This window comes from Enterobacter sp. TMH.L2 (genome assembly GCF_050847315.1).
In the GTDB taxonomy this organism is placed as follows: Bacteria; Pseudomonadota; Gammaproteobacteria; order Enterobacterales; family Enterobacteriaceae; genus Cedecea.
The window spans coordinates 3,358,849-3,381,715 of sequence record NZ_CP193791.1 but is presented as its reverse complement, the minus strand read 5'-3'; the positions used below and the strand labels follow the sequence as shown (position 1 = coordinate 3,381,715).

The window sequence follows — 22,867 nt, the reverse complement described above, 5'->3', positions numbered from 1 at the left end:
CTCTGGCGGGTGCTATGACACCCGCCCCTACAACCAAATCTAACCTTACCCCGAGCATTAATGCTCTTTATCTGGATGGATAGAACTCATGAACTTACACGAATATCAGGCGAAACAGTTGTTTGCTCGGTATGGTTTGCCGGCACCCGTCGGTTACGCCTGCACCACACCGCGTGAAGCGGAAGAAGCCGCCTCTAAAATTGGCGCGGGTCCTTGGGTGGTGAAATGTCAGGTTCATGCCGGTGGCCGCGGTAAAGCGGGCGGTGTGAAAGTGGTTAACAGCAAAGAAGACATTCGTGCTTTTGCCGAGCACTGGCTGGGCAAACGTCTGGTGACTTACCAAACGGACGCTACTGGCCAGCCTGTACACCAGATTCTGGTTGAAGCTGCAACCGACATCGACAAAGAGCTGTATCTGGGCGCGGTAGTTGACCGTAGCTCTCGCCGCGTGGTCTTCATGGCCTCCACCGAAGGCGGCGTGGAAATCGAAAAAGTAGCGGAAGAAACGCCGCACCTGATCCACAAAGTTGCGCTGGATCCGCTGGCGGGCCCAATGCCTTACCAGGGTCGTGAGCTGGCGTTCAAACTGGGTCTGGAAGGTAAACAGGTTCAGCAGTTCACCAAGATCTTTATGGGGCTGGCGACTATCTTCCTCGAGCGCGACCTGGCGCTGATCGAAATCAACCCGCTGGTGATCACTAAGCAGGGCGACCTGATCTGCCTCGACGGCAAACTGGGCGCTGACGGTAACGCGCTTTTCCGCCAGCCGGATCTGCGTGAAATGCGCGACCAGTCTCAGGAAGACCCGCGTGAAGCTCAGGCTGCACAGTGGGAACTGAACTACGTGGCGCTGGACGGCAATATCGGCTGTATGGTTAACGGTGCGGGCCTGGCAATGGGCACCATGGACATCGTTAAGCTGCACGGCGGCGAGCCGGCTAACTTCCTCGACGTGGGCGGCGGTGCGACCAAAGAGCGCGTTACCGAAGCGTTCAAAATCATCCTGTCCGACGACAAAGTCAAAGCCGTTCTGGTGAACATCTTCGGCGGTATTGTCCGCTGCGACCTGATTGCCGACGGTATCATTGGTGCGGTAGCTGAAGTGGGCGTTAACGTGCCGGTGGTGGTGCGTCTGGAAGGTAACAACGCCGAACTGGGCGCGAAAAAACTGGCAGATAGCGGCCTGAACATCATTGCAGCGAAAAGTCTGACGGACGCAGCACAGCAGGTTGTTGCTGCCGTGGAGGGGAAATAATGTCCATTTTGATCGATAAAAACACCAAGGTAATTTGCCAGGGCTTTACCGGCAGCCAGGGGACTTTCCACTCCGAACAGGCGATTGCCTACGGTACGCAAATGGTTGGCGGCGTGACGCCAGGCAAAGGCGGTACTGAACATCTGGGTCTGCCGGTATTCAATACCGTGCGTGAAGCCGTTGAAGCTACCGGCGCGACTGCTTCCGTGATTTACGTTCCAGCTCCGTTCTGCAAAGACTCCATCCTGGAAGCGATTGATGCGGGTATTAAGCTGATTATCACCATCACTGAAGGTATCCCTACGCTGGATATGCTGACCGTGAAAGTGGCGCTGGATGAAGCTGGCGTGCGCATGATCGGGCCAAACTGCCCGGGCGTTATCACCCCAGGCGAATGCAAAATCGGCATCATGCCGGGCCACATTCATCTGCCGGGCAAAGTAGGCATCGTTTCCCGTTCCGGGACGCTGACCTATGAAGCCGTTAAGCAGACAACTGACATCGGCCTCGGCCAGTCAACCTGCGTTGGTATCGGCGGTGACCCGATTCCTGGCTCCAACTTCATTGATATCCTGAAGATGTTCCAGGCAGACCCGAAAACCGAAGCCATTGTGATGATCGGTGAAATCGGCGGGAGCGCAGAAGAAGAAGCTGCGGCCTATATCAAAGAGCACGTGACCAAACCTGTTGTGGGCTACATTGCCGGCGTTACCGCGCCTAAAGGCAAGCGTATGGGCCACGCGGGCGCCATCATCGCGGGCGGGAAGGGGACGGCGGATGAGAAATTCGCTGCTCTGGAAGCCGCTGGCGTGAAAACCGTTCGCAGCCTCGCCGACATTGGCGATGCGCTGAAAGCTATTCTGCCGCAGTAAGCAGATGCCCCCGCGCAAGCGGGGGAAACAGTAATAATAAGTGTTCGACATGGTTGGCCACCCTGGGTGGCCTTTTTTTATGTTTCGGCTTTGATAACCCTGCCTCTTCTTACGTTGTATCGCGCATGCCCACGCACTTATTCTTTTCCTGAATAATTTCTCTCTGCAATATTTTCTCGATGTAACCTTATAAAAAATAATGATTTGTTAATTTAATTTATGTCAAAAGTGAATTATTTGTGAATATTAAAAGGAGGGAGCCAAAACTACGGAAAAAGATGCCCGATAAATAGTGTAAAGATGACCTGGCGTGCATGGGGGAAATTTAAGCTTCAGCTTTAAATATCGGCTTTATGTTGAGAATAAGCGTCATTAAATTAACCTCAAACGAAGCGTTGGAACATATCATTAACAACAAATTCACGATTAATTCTCTATTGAAAAATAATTAACATTGCCAATGTAAATTGTTTTGGATCAATGTTTAAAGCTGGCGTTGTGGGGTATAAAGGGGCAAAATTGCTGCAGATCAAACTGGCTGAATAACGGTGTTTTAGCTATAAATTGATCGCCGTCGTAAAACGTAAAAAACATTAAGCAAAGACCTGTTTATTGTAAGGGAATTGCAGGGTAATATAATTACGGGTTATTTTTGATTTAATTAACGTGTTTGTAACCTTTCACCTTTTGATTTCACATTTGAATAAAGTGGGCGAGAAAAAGGGGACTGGAAGCGAATGTATTTGTATTAGGGCATGCTTGTGGTGAACCACCCGGTGAACCACAGTCGAAGTCTTCATGCGAAGAGCAAGGAGTCAAGATGTTTGATATTGTCGAACTGTCGCGCTTACAGTTTGCCTTGACCGCGATGTACCACTTCCTGTTTGTGCCGCTGACGCTAGGTATGGCGTTCTTGCTGGCCATCATGGAAACGGTCTATGTGCTGTCAGGTAAGCAGATTTATAAAGATATGACCAAATTCTGGGGCAAGTTGTTTGCAATCAACTTTGCGCTGGGGGTGGCAACCGGTTTGACCATGGAGTTCCAGTTTGGGACTAACTGGTCTTACTATTCTCACTATGTAGGGGATATCTTCGGTGCGCCGCTGGCGATCGAAGGCCTGATGGCATTCTTCCTCGAATCTACCTTTGTTGGTCTGTTCTTCTTTGGCTGGGATCGCCTCGGCAAAGTTCAACATATGGCCGTCACCTGGCTGGTGGCATTGGGCTCCAACCTCTCCGCGCTGTGGATTCTGGTCGCTAACGGCTGGATGCAAAACCCTATCGCTTCCGATTTCAACTTCGAAACCATGCGTATGGAAATGGTCAGCTTTGCCGAGCTGGTCCTGAACCCGGTTGCGCAGGTTAAATTCGTACACACCGTAGCGTCCGGCTATGTTTGTGGCGCGATGTTCGTGCTCGGTATCAGCTCCTACTACCTGCTGAAAGGCCGCGACGTCGCTTTTGCGAAGCGTTCCTTCGCGATTGCCGCGAGCTTCGGTATGGCCGCTATTCTCTCCGTTATCGTACTGGGCGATGAGTCTGGCTACGAAATGGGTGACGTGCAGAAAACCAAACTGGCCGCGATTGAAGCCGAATGGGAAACTCAGCCAGCGCCGGCGGCGTTTACCCTGTTTGGTATTCCTGACCAGGATAAACAAGAAAACCGCTTCGCCATTCAAATTCCTTACGCGCTGGGCATCATCGCTACCCGCTCGGTAGATAAGCCGGTTACGGGCCTGAAAGAGCTGATGGTGCAGCACGAAGAGCGTATCCGTAACGGGATGAAGGCTTACAGCCTGCTGGAGCAACTGCGCAGTGGTTCAACCGATCAAAGCGTGCGTGATAGCTTCAACCACGTGAAAAAAGACCTGGGCTATGGTCTGTTGCTGAAGCGCTACACGGAAAACGTCACTGACGCGACCGAAGAGCAGATTCAGAAAGCAACCAAAGACTCTATTCCTCGCGTAGCACCGCTGTACTTCGCGTTCCGTATTATGGTGGCCTGTGGCTTCCTGATGCTGTTCATTATCGCTGTGTCCTTCTGGACCGTGACCCGTAACGCCATTGGTTCGAAAAAATGGCTGCTGCGTGCCGCGCTGTACGGTATTCCACTGCCTTGGATCGCTATCGAATCCGGCTGGTTTGTCGCGGAATACGGGCGTCAGCCTTGGGCGGTGGGTGAGGTTCTGCCGACGGCAGTGGCAAACTCGTCATTGAGCGTGGGCGACCTGCTGTTCTCCATGATACTGATTTGCGGCCTTTACACGCTGTTTATGGTGGCGGAACTGTTCCTGATGTTCAAATTTGCTCGCCTTGGGCCGAGCAGTCTGAAAACAGGGCGCTATCACTTTGAGCAGTCCAACGTGGCTTCTCAGCCGGCACGCTAAGACAGGAGTCGTCAAATGATCGATTATGAAGTATTGCGTTTTATCTGGTGGCTGCTGGTCGGCGTTCTGCTGATTGGCTTTGCCGTCACCGACGGCTTCGATATGGGCGTGGGCATGCTGTCGCGCGTGATTGGCCGTACTGACGTTGAACGCCGCATCATGGTTAACTCCATCGCGCCGCACTGGGACGGGAACCAGGTTTGGCTGATCACCGCGGGCGGGGCTTTGTTTGCTGCCTGGCCAATGGTTTATGCCGCTGCCTTCTCCGGCTTCTATGTCGCGATGATTCTGGTGCTGGCTTCTTTGTTCTTCCGTCCGGTAGGGTTCGACTACCGCTCGAAGATCGAAGATACCCGCTGGCGCAACATGTGGGACTGGGGCATTTTCATTGGTAGCTTCGTACCACCGCTGGTGATAGGTGTCGCTTTCGGCAACCTGCTGCAGGGCGTTCCGTTCCACGTTGATGACTACCTGCGCCTTTACTACACCGGTAACTTCTTCCAACTGCTAAATCCGTTTGGCCTGTTGGCAGGCGTTGTTAGCGTGTCGATGATCGTGGCCCAGGGCGCAACCTATCTGCAGATGCGTACCGTAGGTGAGTTACATCTGCGTGCTAAAGCGGCGGCTCAGATTGCTGCGCTGGTGATGATGGTTTGCTTCGCGCTGGCCGGTGTCTGGGTGATCTACGGCATTGATGGCTATGTGGTGACTTCTGCTCTGGATCATCATGCTGCATCTAACCCGCTGACCAAAGAAGTCGCGCGTCAGGCGGGTGCCTGGCTGGTGAACTTCAACAATACGCCAGCGCTGTGGTTGATTCCTGCTCTGGGTGTTGTGCTGCCGCTGCTGACCATCCTCATGTCTCGTCTGGAGAAAGGCGCTCTGGCGTTTATCTTCTCTTCGCTGACGTTGGCCTGTGTGATCCTGACGGCCGGTATCGCGATGTTCCCGTTCGTGATGCCTTCCAGCACCATGATGAACGCTAGCCTGACCATGTGGGATGCGACATCCAGCCAGCTGACGCTGAATGTGATGACCTATGTTGCCATCGTGTTCGTGCCAATCATTCTTCTCTACACCACCTGGTGTTACTGGAAAATGTTCGGTCGTATCACGAAAGAGCACATCGAAAGCAACTCCACCTCTCTGTACTAATAAGGAGCTGATTATGTGGTACTTTGCATGGATTCTGGGCACGCTTCTGGCGTGTGCATTCGGGATTATTACCGCGCTGGCTCTCGAGCACGTTGAGGCGAGCAAAGCCGGAAAAGAAGAGCACTGATGGAATACGTTATCGCGAAACTGTACGCGGTAATGGACAAGAGCCCCTTGCGGGCTCTTTCCTTAGTGATGGCGCTGGTGCTGGCTGGGTGTATTTTTTGGGACCCGTCTCGTTTTGCCGCCAAAACGAGTGAGCTGGAGATTTGGCATGGCTTCCTGCTGATGTGGGGCGTTTGTGCTGGGATCATTCACGGCGTGGGTTTCCGCCCAACCAAAGTGCTCTGGCAGGGCATTTTCTGCCCGCTGGTTGCCGATTTAGTGCTCATCGCTGGCCTGCTGTTTTTCTTCTTCTGAATGACTGCGTACATTCCCCCGCCTGAAGCAGAAATTATGGGCTTTAACAAGCCCATAAAAATTTACTTAACGTTTAAAACAATCCATTCCAAACCCTCATTCTCTTGCGTATAGTAAGCAGCGTTTAATTGCATTACCGGGATGTAAAGTGAGTACAACGCTGTTTCGATGGCCGGTCCGTGTTTACTACGAAGACACAGACGCCGGTGGTATGGTTTACCATGCCAGTTATGTTGCTTTTTATGAAAGAGCACGCACAGAGATGCTGCGCCAGCACAACTTTAATCAGCATTCCTTGTTGGCGGAGCGTGTCGCCTTTGTCGTACGCAGGATGACGGTTGATTATCTTGCGCCTGCCCGACTCGACGATTTACTCGAAATCCAAAGTGAAATTACATCGATGCGCGGCACTTCTATGGTGTTTACGCAGCGAATAGTCAACGCTGAAAATCAGTTGCTTAACCAAGCTGAAGTGCTGATTGTTTGCGTTGATCCACACCTTATGAAGCCTCGTGCGCTTCCCAAGTCTATTGTCGCGGAGTTCAAGCAGTGACTGACATGAATATCCTTGATTTGTTCCTGAAGGCAAGCCTTCTGGTCAAATTTATCATGTTGATTTTGATTGGTTTTTCCATCGCATCATGGGCAATCATCATTCAGCGAACGCGTATCCTTAATGCCGCCAGCCGTGAAGCTGAGGCGTTTGAAGACAAGTTCTGGTCCGGTATCGAACTGTCTCGCCTGTATCAGGAGAGCCAGGGCCGCCGCGACAGCTTGAGCGGTTCTGAGCAGATCTTCTATTCCGGTTTTAAAGAGTTCGCGCGACTGCATCGCGCCAATACCCATGCGCCAGAAGCTGTGGTTGAGGGGGCATCTCGTGCGATGCGTATCTCGATGAGCCGCGAGCTGGAAACGCTGGAAACCCATATTCCTTTCCTCGGCACCGTTGGTTCCATCAGCCCGTATATCGGCCTGTTTGGTACGGTGTGGGGGATCATGCATGCGTTTATCGCCCTGGGCGCGGTGAAGCAGGCGACGCTGCAGATGGTTGCGCCAGGGATTGCCGAAGCGCTGATCGCGACTGCGATTGGTCTGTTTGCTGCTATTCCGGCCGTTATGGCGTACAACCGCCTTAACCAACGCGTGAACAAACTGGAATTGAATTACGACAACTTCATGGAAGAGTTCACGGCTATCCTGCACCGTCAGGCTTTTACCAGCAGCGAAAAGCAGTAACAAGGGGTAAGTCATGGCCAGACGCGGACGTGGTCGTCGTGAGCTGAAGTCAGAAATTAACATCGTTCCATTGCTGGACGTGCTGCTGGTGCTGCTGCTGATCTTTATGGCAACAGCGCCGATCATCACCCAGAGCGTCGAGGTGGATCTGCCGGATGCGACAGATTCTCAGACCGTCAGCAGTAACGATGAACCGCCGGTCATTATTGAAGTGTCCGGGGTAGGGCAGTACAGCGTAGTGGTTGAAAAAGATCGCATGGATCAGTTGCCGTCAGAGCAGGTTGTTGCCGAAGCGCAGCGCCGTCTGCAGGCGAATCCAAAAACGGTCTTTTTGATCGGCGGCGCAAAAGATGTTCCGTATGACGAGATCATCAAGGCGCTGAATCTGTTGCATCAGGCGGGCGTGAAGTCCGTTGGTTTGATGACACAGCCAATCTGATCCATTTCGCTTAAACCGTTTGGGAACCGAGAGTGTCAAAGGCAACCGAAGAGAACGCTAAATTAAAACGGGCGATCATCGTTTCAGTGGTGCTGCATATCATTTTGATTGCCATCCTGATCTGGAGCTCGTTTGATGAGCACATTGATGCATCCGCTGGCGGTGGCGGTGGTTCTTCTATTGACGCGGTGATGGTTGACCCGGGTGCGGTAGTGGAAAACTACAATCGCCAACAGCAGCAGCAGGCAAGCAGCAAGCGCGCCGCTGAACAGCGTGAAAAACAGGCGCAGCAGCAGGCAGAAGAGCTTCAGCAAAAACAGGCGGCGGAACAACAGCGCCTGAAAGAGCTGGAGAAGGAGCGTTTAGCCGCCCAGGAGCAGGCAAAAGCGCAGGCCGAACAGCAGAAACAGGCTGAAGCGGCAGCGAAGCAGGCTCAAGAGCAGCAAAAACAGGCCGAAGCTGCGGCCGCAGCGGCGAAGGCAAAAGCGGATGCTCAGGCGAAAGCCCAGGCTGACGCGCAGGCAAAAGCTCAGGCTGATGCCCAGGCCAAAGCTGCGGAAGAAGCCGCGAAGAAAGCGGCTGCGGATGCTCAGAAGAAAGCCACTGAAGAAGCTGCTAAGAAAGCAGCTGACGCTGAGAAAAAAGCCGCCGCTGACGCTGCTGCTGCAGCGAAAAAAGCTCAGCAGGATGCTGAGAAGAAAGCTGCAGATGCTTCCGCTAAGAAGGCTGCGCAGGATGCGGAGAAGAAAGCCGCCGCTGAAGCAGCTAAGCAGGCTGCTGCTGAAAAAGCTGAAGCTGCGAAACAGGCTGCTGCAGAAAAGGCAGCGGCAGAAAAAGCTGCCGAGAAGGCCGCTGCTGACAAGGCTGCCGCAGCGAAAGCCGCCGCAGATAAGAAAGCGGCCGCCGACGCGAAGAAAAAGGCTGCTGCTGAGAAAGCTGCTTCTGACAAGGCCGCAGCGCAGGGCGTCGACGATTTATTCGGTGATTTAAGCTCAGGTAAGAATGCACCGAAAACGGGCGGTGGGGCGAAAGGTAATGCCGCAACTGCCGCTGGAAAAGGGAATAATAAGAACAACGGCGCTAGTGGCGCGGAGATCAACGGCTATGCTGGTCAGATAAAGGCAGCGATCGAGAGTAAGTTCTATAACGATCCTTCGTTTGCTGGTAAGACCTGTTCGCTGCGGATCAAGTTGGCACCAGACGGCCTTCTGCTTGATATCAAGCCAGAAGGCGGTGATCCAGCACTTTGTCAGGCTGCCGTTGCGGCAGCGCGTCTGGCGAAGATTCCGAAGCCGCCAAGTGAAGCTGTTTATGAAGTCTTCAAGAACGCACCGATCGACTTTAAGCCTTAACGCGGTTTTCCCCGTCACGACGGGGAAAGCACACTAAGCTGAGTTACAGGGTTTTGGTAGTTTTGTGTATTTGGGTTTGTTAACATTCTGCTAAATTATCGTGGGCTTTTCGCCCGGATAAGGGAGATATGATGAAGCAGGCATTTCGTGTAGCGTTAAGTTTCTTAATGCTGTGGGCAGCAGTGCTGCACGCAGAAGTTCGTATCGAGATCACCCAGGGCGTGGATTCTGCTCGTCCAATCGGTGTGGTTCCGTTCACCTGGGCAGGCCCTGGCGCCGCGCCTGAAGATATCGGCGGTATTGTTGCCGCTGACCTGCGTAACAGCGGTAAATTCAACCCGCTCGACAGATCTCGCCTGCCACAGCAGCCGGGTTCTGCTCAGGAAGTTCAGCCTGCTGCCTGGACCGCGCTCGGTATTGACGCCGTCGTGGTAGGTCAGGTTACGCCAAACGGCGACGGCAGTTACACCGTGGCTTACCAGCTGGTTGACACCTCTGGTGCACCGGGCACGGTGCTGGCGCAGAACTCCTATAAAGTGAACAAACAGTGGCTGCGCTATGCCGGCCATACCGCCAGCGATGAAGTGTTTGAGAAGCTGACCGGAATTAAAGGCGCATTCCGTACCCGTATTGCTTACGTTGTACAGACCAATGGCGGCCAGTTCCCGTATGAGCTTCGCGTGTCTGATTACGATGGCTACAACCAGTTTGTGGTACACCGTTCTCCGCAGCCGCTGATGTCTCCAGCCTGGTCTCCGGACGGCAGTAAACTGGCTTATGTGACCTTCGAAAGCGGCCGTTCTGCGCTGGTTGTGCAGACGCTGGCTAACGGTGCAGTACGTCAGATTGCTTCGTTCCCGCAGCACAACGGTGCACCGGCGTTCTCTCCGGACGGTTCTAAGCTGGCGTTCGCGCTGTCTAAAACCGGCAGCCTGCAGCTGTACGTGATGGACCTGGGCTCTGGCCAGATTCGTCAGGTAACTGAAGGTCGCAGCAACAACACCGAACCGACCTGGTTCCCGGACAACCAAACCCTGGCCTATACCTCTGACCAGGCGGGTCGTCCACAGATTTATAAAGTCAGTATTAGTGGCGGTGCTCCGCAGCGTCTGTCCTGGGAAGGTTCTCAGAACCAGGATGCCGATGTCAGTGCCGACGGTAAAATTATGGTGATGGTCAGCTCCGCAAGCGGTCAGCAGCACATTGCCAAACAGGATCTGGTAGCGGGTGGCGTAACAACTTTATCGTCAACGTTCCTGGATGAAACGCCAAGTCTGGCACCTAACGGCACTATGGTAATCTACAGCTCTTCTCAGGGGATGGGATCCGTGCTGAATTTGGTTTCAACAGATGGGCGTTTCAAAGCGCGTCTTCCGGCAACTGATGGACAGGTCAAATTCCCTGCCTGGTCGCCGTATCTGTGATAACAATATTGATTATTAAAGGATCAAAGAAATGCAACTGAACAAAGTGCTGAAAGGGCTGATGATTGCTCTGCCGGTTATGGCTATCGCGGCGTGTTCTTCTAACAAGAGCGCCAACAATGGTCAGAGCGGTGAAGGTATGCTGGGTGCCGGCACTGGTATGGACGCTAACGGCCACGGCAACATGTCTTCTGAAGAGCAGGCTCGTCTGCAGATGCAACAGCTGCAGCAGAACAACATCGTTTACTTCGGTCTGGACAAATACGATGTTAGCTCTGAATTCGCTGCAATGCTGGATGCACACGCTAACTTCCTGCGTAGCAACCCGTCTTACAAAGTGACCGTAGAAGGTCATGCGGATGAGCGCGGTACCCCAGAGTACAACATCGCACTGGGCGAACGTCGTGCTAACGCTGTTAAAATGTACCTGCAAGGTAAAGGCGTTTCTGCAGACCAGATCTCCATCGTTTCTTACGGTAAAGAAAAACCTGCAGTACTGGGTCATGACGAAGCGGCTTACGCTAAAAACCGTCGTGCCGTACTGGTTTACTAAGAGAATCGCATGAGCAGTAACTTCAGACATCACTTGTTGAGTCTGTCGTTACTGGTTGGCATAGCGGCCCCTTGGGCCGCTACTGCTCAGGCGCCAATCAGTAGTGTCGGCTCAGGCTCGGTCGAAGACCGTGTCACTCAACTCGAGCGTATTTCTAACGCTCACAGTCAGCTTTTGACCCAACTCCAGCAGCAACTCTCCGATAACCAGAATGATATTGATTCCCTGCGTGGTCAGATCCAGGAAAGTCAGTATCAGCTGAATCAGGTTGTGGAACGTCAAAAGCAAATTTTGCTGCAGATGGATAGCCTTAGCGGCGCTGCGGCGGGAGCAGGGCAACAGCCTGCTGCCGGTGCATCCCAGACTGCCACGCCGGACGCAGGGGCCTCTAACGCGGCGCCTGCTGCCCCAGTGCAAGGCGGTGATGCTAATAGCGATTACAACGCTGCTATCGCGCTGGTGCAGGATAAATCGCGCCAGGACGATGCTATCAATGCGTTTCAGTCCTTTGTGAAGAAGTATCCGGATTCAACTTATCTGCCTAACGCCAATTACTGGCTGGGTCAGTTGAATTACAACAAAGGCAAAAAGGACGATGCGGCGTTTTATTTTGCCTCCGTGGTGAAAAACTACCCGAAATCCCCTAAAGCGCCGGACGCCATGTTTAAGGTTGGCGTGATCATGCAGGACAAAGGCGACGCTGCAAAAGCGAAAGCCGTCTACCAGCAGGTCGTTAAACAGTATCCCAATACTGACGGTGCAAAGCAGGCTCAAAAACGTCTGAATGCGCAATAATGCGTGCGGCCTGACCAGATATCGTCGCTTTTCTGGTCTTGCCGTGCGAAACATAAGCAGTTGAGCGATCTGCGTCAAAATTATTGTTGCGTCAAAATCTTAAATCAGTAATATATGCCGCCGTTGCCAAGGGATACTAAACAAACCCAAAGTGACGCAAAAGTGGGTCGTTAGCTCAGTTGGTAGAGCAGTTGACTTTTAATCAATTGGTCGCAGGTTCGAATCCTGCACGACCCACCACTTTAAAGTAGTAAGCAGTAGCAAGGCGTGAAGGGTTCGAACCTGCAGCAGGTTTGAGTTGAGCGAGAGCGAAACAACGTTGTGATAACAACGGCCCGAAGGGTGATAGTCATCCTGCACGACCCACCACTTTAAAGTAGTAAGCAGTAGCAAGGCGTGAAGGGTTCGAACCTGTAGCAGGTTTGAGTTGAGCGAAAGCGAAACAACGTTGTGATAACAACGGCCCGAAGGGTGATAGTCATCCTGCACGACCCACCACTTTAAAGTAGTAAGCAGTAAAGAAGTTTGCAGCAAGCCGCACAGCGGGTCGTTAGCTCAGTTGGTAGAGCAGTTGACTTTTAATCAATTGGTCGCAGGTTCGAATCCTGCACGACCCACCACTTTAAAGTAGTAAGCAGTAGCAAGGCGTGAAGGGTTCGAACCTGCAGCAGGTTTGAGTTGAGCGAGAGCGAAACAACGTTGTGATAACAACGGCCCGAAGGGTGATAGTCATCCTGCACGACCCACCACTTTAAAGTAGTAAACAGTAAAGAAGTTAGTAGTAACCGCATAAAGCGGGTCGTTAGCTCAGTTGGTAGAGCAGTTGACTTTTAATCAATTGGTCGCAGGTTCGAATCCTGCACGACCCACCAGTGTAGAAAGGCGCCCTAAAGGCGCCTTTTTGCTATTCTGAATTCGGGCAGGGTTCGAGCCTGCAGCAGGTTCGACAAAATCGCTTTTTGATTTTGCCCGTCGCTTGCGACGACCCGTAGGGTGAAATCATCCTGCACGACCCACCAGTGTAGAAAGGCGCCCTAAAGGCGCCTTTCTGCTATCTGCGATTTGAAAACCCTGTTATTCCCGGCACTCATTCCCCACTGCTCTGTTTCTCTCTGCGCATCGAGCAATAACCCACGACATTTCGACTAAATTTCGCTATCTTGTTTAGCATATAAAACAATGAGTGCCAAAGATGGCGTAAATTACGTTTGATTTGGCCTGTAATGTTAAGTCAGTAAAACGAGATTGCATGATGAGCGTAATGTTTGACCCGGAAACTGCGATTTATCCCTTCCCACCGAAACCCACGCCTTTGAGCAGGGATGAAAAACAATTTTATCGTGAAAAAATCAAGCGCCTGCTTAAAGAGCGGGATGCGGTGATGGTGGCGCACTACTACACCGACCCGGAAATCCAGTCTCTTGCGGAAGAGACCGGCGGGTGTATTTCTGACTCGCTCGAGATGGCTCGCTTCGGCGCTACCCATCCGGCGTCCACGTTACTGGTCGCAGGGGTTCGTTTCATGGGCGAAACGGCGAAAATCCTTAGCCCCGAAAAAACCATTTTAATGCCTACCCTCAATGCCGAATGCTCACTGGATCTCGGCTGCCCGATTGAGGCGTTCAACGCTTTCTGCGACCAGCACCCGGATCGCACGGTGGTCGTCTATGCTAATACCTCTGCGGCGGTAAAAGCCCGGGCGGACTGGGTCGTGACGTCCAGTATTGCGGTAGAACTGATTGAGCATCTCGACAGCCTGGGTGAGAAAATCATTTGGGCACCGGATCGCCACCTTGGCAGCTACGTGCAAAAGCAGACCGGTGCCGATGTGCTGTGCTGGCAGGGTGCCTGCATCGTGCATGATGAATTTAAAACTCAGGCGCTGGCGCGGATGAAGGCGCTGTATCCGAATGCAGCGGTGCTGGTTCATCCTGAATCACCGCAGGCCGTGGTGGATATGGCCGATGCTGTAGGCTCGACCAGCCAACTGATCAATGCGGCTAAAACTCTGCCTCACCAGCAGCTTATTGTGGCTACAGATCGCGGGATATTTTATAAAATGCAGCAGGCGTGTCCGGACAAAGAGCTACTGGAGGCGCCAACCGCAGGAGAAGGGGCAACCTGCCGCAGCTGTGCACATTGCCCGTGGATGGCAATGAACGGGCTTAAAGCGATTGCTGAGGGGCTGGAGCAGGGCGGGGCCGCACACACGATTGAAGTGGATGCGGCGCTGCGTGAAGGCGCGCTGGTTCCACTTAATCGCATGCTAGACTTTGCGGCAGAATTGCGTCGAAAGATTAAAGGCAACGCGTAACAGTATTACGCTCTGGGGAGTTCATGGATTTTTTTAGCACGCAGAACATTCTCGTCCACATCCCCATTGGGGCGGGCGGGTATGACTTATCATGGATTGAAGCCGTGGGAACGCTGGCGGGATTGCTATGTATCTGGCTTGCCAGCCTGGAGAAGATAGGCAACTATGCCTTCGGGTTAATTAACGTCACGCTGTTTGCCATCATTTTCTTTCAGATTCAGCTCTACGCCAGCCTTCTTTTGCAGCTGTTCTTTTTTGTGGCGAACATTTACGGCTGGTACGCCTGGTCGCGGCAAAGCAGTAACCATCAATCCCTGCTGCAAATTCGCTGGCTACCTTTGCCTAAGGCAATTGCATGGCTGGTGATTATCGTCGCAGCGATTGGGTTGATGACGCTGTTTATCGATCCGGTCTTTGCCTTCCTGACCCGGGTTGCGGTGTCTGTGATGCAGAGTCTGGGGCTGAACGTCACCTTGCCGGAACTACAGCCAGACGCCTATCCGTTCTGGGACTCGTGCATGATGGTGCTGTCGATTGTGGCGATGATTCTTATGACCCGGAAATACGTGGAAAACTGGCTGCTGTGGACGGTCATTAACGTCATCAGCGTGGTTATCTTTGCCCTGCAGGGCGTTTACGCGATGTCGCTGGAATACCTCATTCTGACGTTCATTGCGCTGAATGGCAGCCGGATGTGGATTAACAGCGCGCGGCAGTCCGGCTCGCGCGCCTTCTCCTGATCAATGGTGATGATGGGCATGACCAGCGCTGTGGTCATGCTCATTCAGGTCGCAGTCCGGGCCGTGACAAACCTGATACTCCATCTGTACCGTGGCATGCTCTATCTGATACTCGTGCTCGAGGAAGTGATGTATGCGCGCCAGCAAAGCATCATGATCGTGGGGCGGTACAACCTGAACATGCAGCGTCATCAGCGGTTTTTCACCTACCAGCCAGATATGGACGTGATGCACGTTACGCACTTCTGGTATCGAGCGGGAAAGATTGCGCTTCAGGGCTGCAATGTCGATGGCGCCCGGCGCACCTTCTAATAGCTCATTGACGCTCTCTTTCAACAAACTCCAGGCGCTGCGTAGCACCAGGCAGGACACCAGCACCGACAGGATTGGGTCAATCGGCGTCCAGCCGGTCCAGAGGATCACCACCGCGGCCACAATTGCCCCCACTGAACCCAGCAAATCACCCAGAACATGCAGCGCTGCCGCACGGACGTTGAGGTTTTTCTCTCCGCTGCCGCTGTGCAGGATCCAGAAAGAGACCAGGTTCGCCAGCAGCCCGGCGATCGCAATAGTCAGCATTGCCCAGCCTGCAATAGGTTGAGGATTTGAGAAGCGCTGAATCGCTTCCCAGACGATAAGTATGGTGATAACCACCAAAGCGATAGCGTTTACAAAAGCGGCAAGCGTCGTCAGGCGCAGCCAGCCAAAGGTATGCCGGGCGTTGGGCGGCCGACGAGCAAAATGCACGGCCAACAAAGCAAACAGCAGCGCTGCTGCGTCGGTGAGCATATGGCCGGCATCGGCCAGCAGAGCCAGCGAGCCGGAAAGCAGGCCGCCGATAACTTCGGCAACCATAAAAATTGCCGTGATGAGAAAGGCAAACAGCAGGCGTTTTACGTTGCTATCAGCAGAGGTATTTTGGTGTGAATGCGCCATGATCTCTCGCAAAAAATTAATCCCGGTGGGCTAATTATAACCGCTCCATGGTTTCAACTGGTTGAAAGAGGCTGAAAAATCCTGCGAGTCAAAAATGGGAATGGGACCTTAATTTTCAAAATAGCATTCAATATTGAAAATTTAACATCCTTCAGTGGTAAACATTGAAAAATGGCGTTAATCCATCGATTCTCATTCTGTTTTCACTGTTTTTTTCGAGTTTTCAGGATTAATTTATTAGAAGTGTAAAAGCCCGTTTACACTTGTGGTTATGCGAGTTAGATTGAAAGGATTGCAACGAAGAAAAATATCAGGATGACCCCGGAAATATCATGAATTATCAGAACGACGACTTAAGAATTAAAGAGATCAACGAGCTTCTCCCCCCTGTAGCGCTGTTGGAAAAATTCCCCGCCACTGAAAAAGCCGCCCACACTGTCTCTCAGGCGCGTAAAGCGATCCATAAAATCCTTAAAGGCAGCGACGATCGCCTGCTGGTGGTGATCGGGCCTTGCTCCATCCACGACACCAAAGCCGCCAAAGAGTACGGCGCGCGCCTGCTGGCATTGCGTGAAGAGCTTCAGGGCGAACTGGAAGTGGTGATGCGCGTATATTTCGAAAAGCCGCGCACCACCGTGGGCTGGAAAGGTCTGATTAACGATCCGCACATGGACAGCAGCTACCAGATTAACGACGGTCTGCGTATTGCGCGTAAACTGCTGCTGGATATCAACGATTCCGGCCTGCCAGCAGCGGGGGAATTCCTCGATATGATCACGCCTCAGTATCTGGCGGATCTGATGAGCTGGGGCGCTATCGGCGCGCGTACCACTGAATCACAGGTACACCGCGAACTGGCTTCCGGCCTCTCTTGCCCGGTTGGCTTTAAAAACGGCACCGACGGCACGATCAAAGTTGCGATTGATGCCATCAACGCCGCTGGAGCACCGCACTGCTTCCTGTCCGTAACAAAGTGGGGCCATTCCGCTATCGTCAACACTAGCGGGAACGGTGACTGCCACATTATTCTGCGTGGCGGCAAAGAGCCTAACTACAGCGCGAAGCATGTGGAAGAGGTCAAAGCTGGTCTGGTTAAAGCGGGGCTTGAGCCACAGGTGATGATCGATTTCAGCCACGCCAACAGCAGCAAACAGTTTAAAAAGCAGATGGATGTTTCTGCCGACGTTTGCGGCCAAATTGCCGGCGGCGAAAAGGCTATCATCGGCGTGATGATTGAAAGCCATCTGGTAGAAGGCAACCAAAGCCTGGAGAGCGGCGAGCCGCTGGTCTACGGCAAAAGCGTTACCGACGCCTGCATTGGCTGGGATGATACAGAAGTGGCGCTGCGTCAGCTTGCTGCTGCGGTAAAAGCTCGTCGCGGCTAATGGCCTGATTTGAGCAATAAAAAAGGCGTGGTGCTTACCACGCCTTTTGTTTGCTGACAAAGAGGGAAAAATCTTGGTTTTTCCCTCTTTGTGGTTATCAGCCGAAAATCAATGAATTGATTTTCCTCTTTTTCAACAAGCCTTCTGGTATTTCTTCTATAACCATAGGTTTGTCAGCAGTCTTGGGGCGTGGTGCTTACCACGCCTTTTTTCATGGGCGGAGAATTACTTCGCTTTGCCCTGGTTGGCTACTGCGGCGGCTTTCGCTGCGATTTCGTCAGCGTTGCCCAGGTAGTAACGTTTCAGCGGTTTGAAGTTCTCATCGAACTCATAAACCAGCGGCACGCCGGTAGGGATGTTCAGCTCGAGGATCTCATCTTCGCTCAGGTTATCCAGGTATTTAACCAGTGCGCGCAGGGAGTTACCGTGAGCCGCAACGATAACGCGCTCGCCGGATTTCATGCGTGGCAGAATAGACTCATTCCAGAAAGGCGTTACGCGGTCGATGGTCAGCGCCAGGCTTTCGGTAGTTGGCAGTTCGCTGTCGGTCAGTTTAGCGTAACGTGGATCGTGGCCAGGGAAGCGCTCGTCGTCTTTAGACAGCTCTGGTGGGGTGATCGCGAAGCCGCGACGCCACTGTTTAACCTGCTCGTCACCGTATTTTTCAGCGGTTTCCGCTTTGTTCAGACCCTGCAGGGCGCCGTAGTGACGCTCGTTCAGTTTCCAGGATTTCTCGACCGGCAGCCAGGCCTGGTCCAGTTCATCGAGGATGTTCCACAGAGTGTGGATGGCACGTTTCAGCACAGAGGTGTAAGCGAAGTCGAAAGTGAAGCCTTCATCCTTCAGAAGCTTACCGGCAGCCTTAGCTTCGGTACGACCTTTATCAGACAGATCAACATCATACCAACCAGTGAAGCGGTTTTCGTTGTTCCACTGGCTTTCGCCGTGACGAACCAGTACCAGCTTAGTAACAGCCATGATTTACTCCTTAATGAGCCTGGGATTAATGATAACAATTATCATTATATTGCCGCGCCATAAGCCACGGCAATGATAAACGTTTAACATAGCGAAAAAGCGCGTGGAGTGTAAGATGGTTGTAAAAGGTTGTTATATTTTTGGCTCGATCTGGCGGGAAAGTCAGCGATTTGGTGAGAAATTGCCCTTAATGAAAAGGGCAATGGGTTTTAATGGGGCTGAAACTGGTATTCCGTAATGCTGAGATACGTCTCATCCGGTTTTAACCAGCAGTCCGGCTGCGGCCATTCCGGGTTATTTGGGCTGTCCGGCAGGAAGCCGCTCTCCAGCGCCAGACCGTTCCAGTCGCTGTAGCTTTCTTGATCGCGTGCAGGGGTGCCCGCCAGATAGTTTCCGCTATAGACCTGTAGCGCGGGCGCCGTCGTAAACACGTTCATTTCCAGCGCACCGTCGGTGGACCAGAGTCGTGCCACGGGTTGGCTGAGATCGCCTTTGGCCTGCAGCAGGAAAGCATGGTCGTAGCCTTTGGTGATTTGCTGATCGGCGTCGGCCAGAAAATCTTGTGCAAGCGTTTTAGGTTCACGAAAGTCAAAGCTGGTGTCGACTACTTCTTTCAGGTCTCCAGCAGGCAAGCCGCTGGCGTTGACCGGTAAATAGCTGTCGGCCAGCAATTGAAGTTTATGCTGCCGCACATCGCTTTGAACGCGGTCAAGATTGAAGTAGGCGTGATTGGTGAGACCGACCGGGCACGGCTTATCGACGGTGGCACGAAGCTCGATGCTGATGCGGTTATCTTCCGTTAAGGCATAGCGCGCCGTGGTGTGTAATTTACCGGGGAAACCCTGATCGCCGTCGCAGGAATCCAGCGCGTACGTCACAGCCTGCTCATTTTGCACGGCAATGCGCCAGCGGCGTTTGTCGAAGCCTTCCGGCCCGCCGTGAAGCTGATTTTCGCCCTGGTTAATCTCAAGCTGGAGCATTTCACCGCCAACGGTAAGCTTCCCTCCGGCAATACGGTTAGCGTAGCGCCCGACGGTCGCACCCATAAAGGCACTTTGCTGTAAATACTGCTCAGGCGAAGCGCAGCCCAGCAGCGTTTCCCGCACGCTACCGTCTTTGAGCGGCACCCGACAGGAAAGCAAGGTCGCGCCCCAGTCCATCAGGGTGACAACCATCCCCGCGCTATTGCGCAGGGTGGTAAGCCGAAACGGCTGGCCGTCCGGCGCCAGCTGCGGCGTCTCTTTTAGCATTGACCTGCTCCTTCGGAGGCTTTGCAAACGTAGAAGGTTTCTTTAATCCCGGTTTTGCTCTCGTACTGTTCTTCCACAGCCTGTTTCACGGCCGGAACGAGATCATCGGGCACCAGGGCGACAATACAGCCCCCAAAACCACCGCCGGTCATACGTACGCCACCTTTCTCGCCAATCGTCGCTTTGACGATCTCTACCAGAGTATCGATTTGTGGCACGGTGATTTCGAAATCATCGCGCATGGAGGCGTGAGATTCGGCCATCAGCTGGCCCATGCGAACCAGGTCACCTTTGGCAAGTGCATCTGCGGCTTCCACGGTACGGATATTTTCGGTCAGCACATGACGAACACGTTTGGCAACAATTGGATCCAGCTCGTGCGCTACGGCATTGAATTTTGCCAGCTCAACGTCGCGCAGGGCTTTCTGGCTAAAGAAACGGGCACCGGTTTCACACTGTTCGCGGCGGGTGTTGTATTCGCTACCCACCAGCGTGCGCTTGAAGTTACTGTTGATGATGACTACTGCAGCGCCTTTTGGCATGGATACCGCTTTCGTTCCGAGGGAGCGGCAATCAATCAGCAGGGCGTGGTCTTTCTTGCCAAGGGCGGAAATCAGCTGATCCATAATGCCGCAGTTGCAGCCGACAAACTGGTTCTCTGCTTCCTGGCCATTGAGGGCCAGCTGAGCGCCATCCAGAGGCAGGTGGTACAGATGCTGGAAGACTTTGCCGACCGCGACTTCCAGCGAGGCTGACGAGCTTAACCCTGCGCCCTGCGGCACATTCCCGCCGATCACCATATCCACGCCGGAAAAGTTTTTATCTCGCTTTTGCAGATGCTTCACTACGCCGCGAACATAGTTAGCCCACTGTTGCGTGTTATGCGAGACGATAGGGGCATCAAGGGAGAAGCTGTCCTGTTGATTGTCATAATCGGCGGCAACAACTCGCACGATACGGTCGTCTCGTTTGGCACAGCTGATAACCGTCTGGTAATCAATGGCGCAGGGCAGCACGAAACCATCGTTGTAATCGGTGTGTTCACCAATCAGGTTTACACGGCCAGGGGCCTGAATAGCGTGGGTGGCCGGGTAGCCAAATTGTTCAGCGAACAGACGCTGGGTTTTCTCTTTCAGACTCATAATGACGCTCCTGACTGGCGGAAATGGATATCACTGACGGCACGCAAGCGTTCTGCGGCTTGCTCTGCGGTTAAATCGCGTTGGGTTTCGGCCAGCATTTCATAGCCGACCATAAATTTACGTACCGTGGCGCTGCGCAGCAGCGGCGGGTAGAAATGCGCGTGAAGCTGCCAGTGCTGATTGCTTTCACCGTTGAACGGCGCGCCGTGCCAGCCCATTGAGTAGGGGAAGGAGCACTGGAAGAGATTGTCATAGCGGCTGGTGAGTTTTTTCAGCGCTAACGCCAGGTCAGCACGTTGTTCTGCACTGAGGTCGGTGATACGCAGGACGTGGGTTTTGGGCAGCAGCAGCGTTTCGAACGGCCAGGCTGCCCAGTAAGGGACGACGGCCAGCCAGTGTTCGGTTTCAACCACGGTGCGGCTACCGTCCGACCGTTCACGCTGCACGTAGTCCAGCAGCATTGGGGTGTCCTGGTGGGCGAAATATTCACGTTGTAGGGCATCTTCACGGGCGACCTCATTAGGCAAAAAGCTGTTTGCCCAAACCTGTCCGTGAGGATGTGGGTTGGAGCAGCCCATGGCCGCGCCTTTGTTTTCAAATACCTGAACCCACGGGTATGTCTGCCCCAGCTCAGCGGTCTGCTGTTGCCAGGTTTGTACGACTTCTTCCAGAGCGGGAAGCGTAAGCTCTGGCAATGTTTTACTGTGGTCGGGAGAGAAGCAGATAACCCGGCTGGTACCGCGCGCGCTTTCGCAACGCATCAAGGGATCGTGGTTCGCTGGGGCATCGGGCGTGTTCGTCATCAGCGCCGCAAAATCGTTGGTAAAAACGAAAGTGCCGGTGTACTCGGGATTTTTATCCCCGGTAACGCGCGTATTCCCTGGGCAAAGAAAACAGTCCGGATCGTGTGCCGGAAGTTTTTCTTGCGCAGGGGTTTCCTGCGCGCCCTGCCAGGGGCGTTTCGCCCGATGTGGCGAAACTAAAATCCATTGACCCGTTAGCGGGTTATAGCGGCGATGCGGGTGATCGACCGGGTTAAACTGCTCCATCACATATCCTTAATCTTCATAACCTTGGGGATGGCGTGACTGCCAGCGCCAGGTATCGTCTGCCATTTCCTGCAGCGAACGGCTGACACGCCAGTTGAGTTCTTTGTCGGCTTTGGTGGCGTCGGCCCAGTAGGCCGGCAGATCGCCATCACGACGAGGGGCAAAGTGGTAGTTCACCGGTTTACCGCAGGCTTTGCTGAAGGCGTTCACCACGTCGAGCACGCTGCTGCCGACGCCTGCGCCCAGGTTGTAAATATGGACGCCTGGTTTACCGTTCAGTGCCTGCATAGCGGCGACGTGGCCGTCGGCGAGATCCATCACGTGGATGTAATCACGCACGCCGGTGCCATCTTCGGTTGGGTAATCGTTACCAAAGATTGCCAGCGAGTCACGGCGGCCTACGGCAACCTGCGCGATGTACGGCATCAGGTTATTTGGGATGCCCTGAGGATCTTCACCCATATCGCCCGACGGATGGGCGCCAACCGGGTTGAAGTAGCGCAGCAGCGCAACGCTCCAGTTTGGCTGGGCTTTTTGCAGGTCGGTAAGAATTTGCTCAACCATCAGCTTGCTTTGGCCGTAAGGGCTGGCGGGTTTACCGGTAGGGAAACTTTCTACATAAGGGATTTGAGGCTGGTCGCCGTAAACGGTAGCGGAAGAGCTGAAGATAAAGTTAGTGACATTTGCCGCGCGCATGGCGGCGATAAGCTTCAGGGTGCCGGTCACGTTGTTGTCGTAATACTCCAGCGGCTTATTCACCGATTCGCCGACGGCTTTCAGACCGGCAAAATGGATTACGGCGTCAATACGATGATCGTGGAAAATTTCTGCCAGCAGGGCTTCGTCGCGGATATCACCGTTGATAAACAGCGGATGCTTGCCGCCCAGACGTTCAATTTCTGGCAGTACGCTGCGTTTGCTGTTGCAGAGGTTATCGAGGATCACCACGTCATGACCGTTTTGCAGCAATTGTACGCAGGTATGACTTCCAATGTAACCGCTACCACCTGTGACCAAAACTCTCATTTTTCGCTCCATATAGCCTATGGGTTAAGATAACCATAGCATAACAGATGGCTGAAAAATGTGATATACACCAGATTAGTGGTATCGTTTACACTGCGTCAATAATATGGCTAAAGCAGTATACAAGGTATTGTAAAACAGACAGGTAGAATAAAAG

22 protein-coding genes, 3 tRNA genes and 3 other RNA genes are annotated in these 22,867 nt (G+C 53.2%); 22 read left to right on the top strand and 6 right to left on the bottom strand.

The features are described from left to right. Nucleotides 1-88 precede the first annotated feature (88 nt). The 21 genes from sucC (at nt 89) to pnuC (ending at nt 14,944) form a co-directional block, all read left to right on the top strand. Complete coding sequence (gene sucC, locus ACREYP_RS16305; RefSeq protein ID WP_008456146.1) at nt 89-1,255, top strand: ADP-forming succinate--CoA ligase subunit beta; 1,167 nt, start codon at nt 89-91, stop codon at nt 1,253-1,255. Next, entirely contained in the window at nt 1,255-2,127 is an 873-nt protein-coding gene (gene sucD / locus ACREYP_RS16300; protein WP_008456147.1) for a succinate--CoA ligase subunit alpha, read from the top strand. The genes sucC and sucD overlap by 1 nt, the downstream gene beginning before the upstream one ends. Nucleotides 2,128-2,947: 820 nt before the next feature. Next, nucleotides 2,948-4,516: a cytochrome ubiquinol oxidase subunit I gene (cydA, locus tag ACREYP_RS16295; protein ID WP_039291231.1), complete on the top strand. Its 1,569-nt coding sequence runs from the start codon at nt 2,948-2,950 to the stop codon at nt 4,514-4,516. A gap of 15 nt (nt 4,517-4,531) precedes the next feature. Then, entirely contained in the window at nt 4,532-5,671 is a 1,140-nt protein-coding gene (gene cydB / locus ACREYP_RS16290) for a cytochrome d ubiquinol oxidase subunit II (protein WP_008456151.1), read from the top strand. Between the two features lie 13 nt (nt 5,672-5,684). Next, nucleotides 5,685-5,798 (top strand): cytochrome bd-I oxidase subunit CydX, encoded by a 114-nt coding sequence (gene cydX / locus ACREYP_RS16285; protein WP_008456153.1) that lies wholly within the window; start codon nt 5,685-5,687, stop codon nt 5,796-5,798. Next, nucleotides 5,798-6,091 (top strand): cyd operon protein YbgE, encoded by a 294-nt coding sequence (gene ybgE, locus ACREYP_RS16280; protein WP_008456154.1) that lies wholly within the window; start codon nt 5,798-5,800, stop codon nt 6,089-6,091. The genes cydX and ybgE overlap by 1 nt, the downstream gene beginning before the upstream one ends. A 148-nt stretch (nt 6,092-6,239) precedes the next feature. Further along, nucleotides 6,240-6,644, top strand: coding sequence for a tol-pal system-associated acyl-CoA thioesterase (ybgC, locus tag ACREYP_RS16275; protein WP_008456156.1), 405 nt, complete (start codon nt 6,240-6,242; stop codon nt 6,642-6,644). Further along, on the top strand, nt 6,641-7,327 hold the full coding sequence (gene tolQ / locus ACREYP_RS16270) for a Tol-Pal system protein TolQ (RefSeq protein WP_008456164.1): 687 nt from the start codon (nt 6,641-6,643) through the stop codon (nt 7,325-7,327). Before ybgC ends, tolQ begins: the two co-directional genes overlap by 4 nt. A gap of 13 nt (nt 7,328-7,340) precedes the next feature. Further along, nucleotides 7,341-7,766, top strand: coding sequence for a colicin uptake protein TolR (gene tolR / locus ACREYP_RS16265; protein WP_008456166.1), 426 nt, complete (start codon nt 7,341-7,343; stop codon nt 7,764-7,766). 32 nt (nt 7,767-7,798) lie between these two features. After that, complete coding sequence (gene tolA / locus ACREYP_RS16260; RefSeq protein ID WP_498880988.1) at nt 7,799-9,118, top strand: cell envelope integrity protein TolA; 1,320 nt, start codon at nt 7,799-7,801, stop codon at nt 9,116-9,118. A 131-nt stretch (nt 9,119-9,249) separates the two neighbouring features. Next, the gene (tolB, locus tag ACREYP_RS16255) at nt 9,250-10,542 is read left to right on the top strand and encodes a Tol-Pal system beta propeller repeat protein TolB (RefSeq protein ID WP_008456170.1); all 1,293 of its coding nucleotides are present in this window, start codon (nt 9,250-9,252) and stop codon (nt 10,540-10,542) included. Nucleotides 10,543-10,573: 31 nt separating this feature from the next. Beyond that, nucleotides 10,574-11,095 carry a peptidoglycan-associated lipoprotein Pal gene (gene pal, locus ACREYP_RS16250; protein WP_008456172.1) on the top strand — a complete coding sequence of 174 codons (522 nt, stop codon included), beginning with the start codon at nt 10,574-10,576 and terminating at the stop codon, nt 11,093-11,095. Between the two features lie 9 nt (nt 11,096-11,104). Further along, on the top strand, nt 11,105-11,890 hold the full coding sequence (cpoB, locus tag ACREYP_RS16245; RefSeq protein ID WP_008456174.1) for a cell division protein CpoB: 786 nt from the start codon (nt 11,105-11,107) through the stop codon (nt 11,888-11,890). A gap of 164 nt (nt 11,891-12,054) precedes the next feature. After that, nucleotides 12,055-12,130 (top strand) — tRNA-Lys (locus tag ACREYP_RS16240). A gap of 13 nt (nt 12,131-12,143) precedes the next feature. Then, nucleotides 12,144-12,259: non-coding RNA, RtT sRNA (locus ACREYP_RS16235), on the top strand. A gap of 13 nt (nt 12,260-12,272) precedes the next feature. Further along, nucleotides 12,273-12,388: non-coding RNA, RtT sRNA (locus ACREYP_RS16230), on the top strand. A gap of 46 nt (nt 12,389-12,434) precedes the next feature. Beyond that, nucleotides 12,435-12,510: transfer RNA gene (locus ACREYP_RS16225), tRNA-Lys, on the top strand. Nucleotides 12,511-12,523: 13 nt separating this feature from the next. Next, nucleotides 12,524-12,639, top strand: a non-coding RNA gene (locus tag ACREYP_RS16220) — RtT sRNA. Nucleotides 12,640-12,686: 47 nt separating this feature from the next. Beyond that, nucleotides 12,687-12,762 (top strand) — tRNA-Lys (locus ACREYP_RS16215). A 380-nt stretch (nt 12,763-13,142) separates the two neighbouring features. Continuing rightward, complete coding sequence (nadA, locus tag ACREYP_RS16210) at nt 13,143-14,204, top strand: quinolinate synthase NadA (protein WP_336818634.1); 1,062 nt, start codon at nt 13,143-13,145, stop codon at nt 14,202-14,204. A gap of 23 nt (nt 14,205-14,227) precedes the next feature. Next, on the top strand, nt 14,228-14,944 hold the full coding sequence (gene pnuC, locus ACREYP_RS16205; protein WP_166875773.1) for a nicotinamide riboside transporter PnuC: 717 nt from the start codon (nt 14,228-14,230) through the stop codon (nt 14,942-14,944). Here pnuC and zitB read toward each other — a convergent pair whose 3' ends face one another. Further along, nucleotides 14,945-15,880, bottom strand: a complete 936-nt coding sequence (gene zitB, locus ACREYP_RS16200) for a CDF family zinc transporter ZitB (RefSeq protein WP_008456181.1) — start codon at nt 15,878-15,880, stop codon at nt 14,945-14,947. Nucleotides 15,881-16,212: 332 nt separating this feature from the next. Between zitB and aroG the strand changes: the two genes are divergently transcribed. Further along, nucleotides 16,213-17,265, top strand: coding sequence for a 3-deoxy-7-phosphoheptulonate synthase AroG (gene aroG, locus ACREYP_RS16195; protein WP_008456184.1), 1,053 nt, complete (start codon nt 16,213-16,215; stop codon nt 17,263-17,265). Nucleotides 17,266-17,490: 225 nt separating this feature from the next. Here aroG and gpmA read toward each other — a convergent pair whose 3' ends face one another. From gpmA to galE, 5 genes are all read right to left on the bottom strand, one after another. Continuing rightward, complete coding sequence (gpmA, locus tag ACREYP_RS16190; RefSeq protein WP_008456186.1) at nt 17,491-18,243, bottom strand: 2,3-diphosphoglycerate-dependent phosphoglycerate mutase; 753 nt, start codon at nt 18,241-18,243, stop codon at nt 17,491-17,493. A 209-nt stretch (nt 18,244-18,452) separates the two neighbouring features. Continuing rightward, the gene (gene galM, locus ACREYP_RS16185; protein ID WP_336709353.1) at nt 18,453-19,493 is read right to left on the bottom strand and encodes a galactose-1-epimerase; all 1,041 of its coding nucleotides are present in this window, start codon (nt 19,491-19,493) and stop codon (nt 18,453-18,455) included. Further along, on the bottom strand, nt 19,487-20,635 hold the full coding sequence (gene galK / locus ACREYP_RS16180) for a galactokinase (protein WP_166995316.1): 1,149 nt from the start codon (nt 20,633-20,635) through the stop codon (nt 19,487-19,489). Before galK ends, galM begins: the two co-directional genes overlap by 7 nt. Beyond that, complete coding sequence (galT, locus tag ACREYP_RS16175) at nt 20,632-21,684, bottom strand: galactose-1-phosphate uridylyltransferase (protein WP_336818611.1); 1,053 nt, start codon at nt 21,682-21,684, stop codon at nt 20,632-20,634. Before galT ends, galK begins: the two co-directional genes overlap by 4 nt. Nucleotides 21,685-21,693: 9 nt before the next feature. After that, on the bottom strand, nt 21,694-22,710 hold the full coding sequence (gene galE / locus ACREYP_RS16170; protein ID WP_008456192.1) for a UDP-glucose 4-epimerase GalE: 1,017 nt from the start codon (nt 22,708-22,710) through the stop codon (nt 21,694-21,696). Nucleotides 22,711-22,867: the final 157 nt, after the last annotated feature.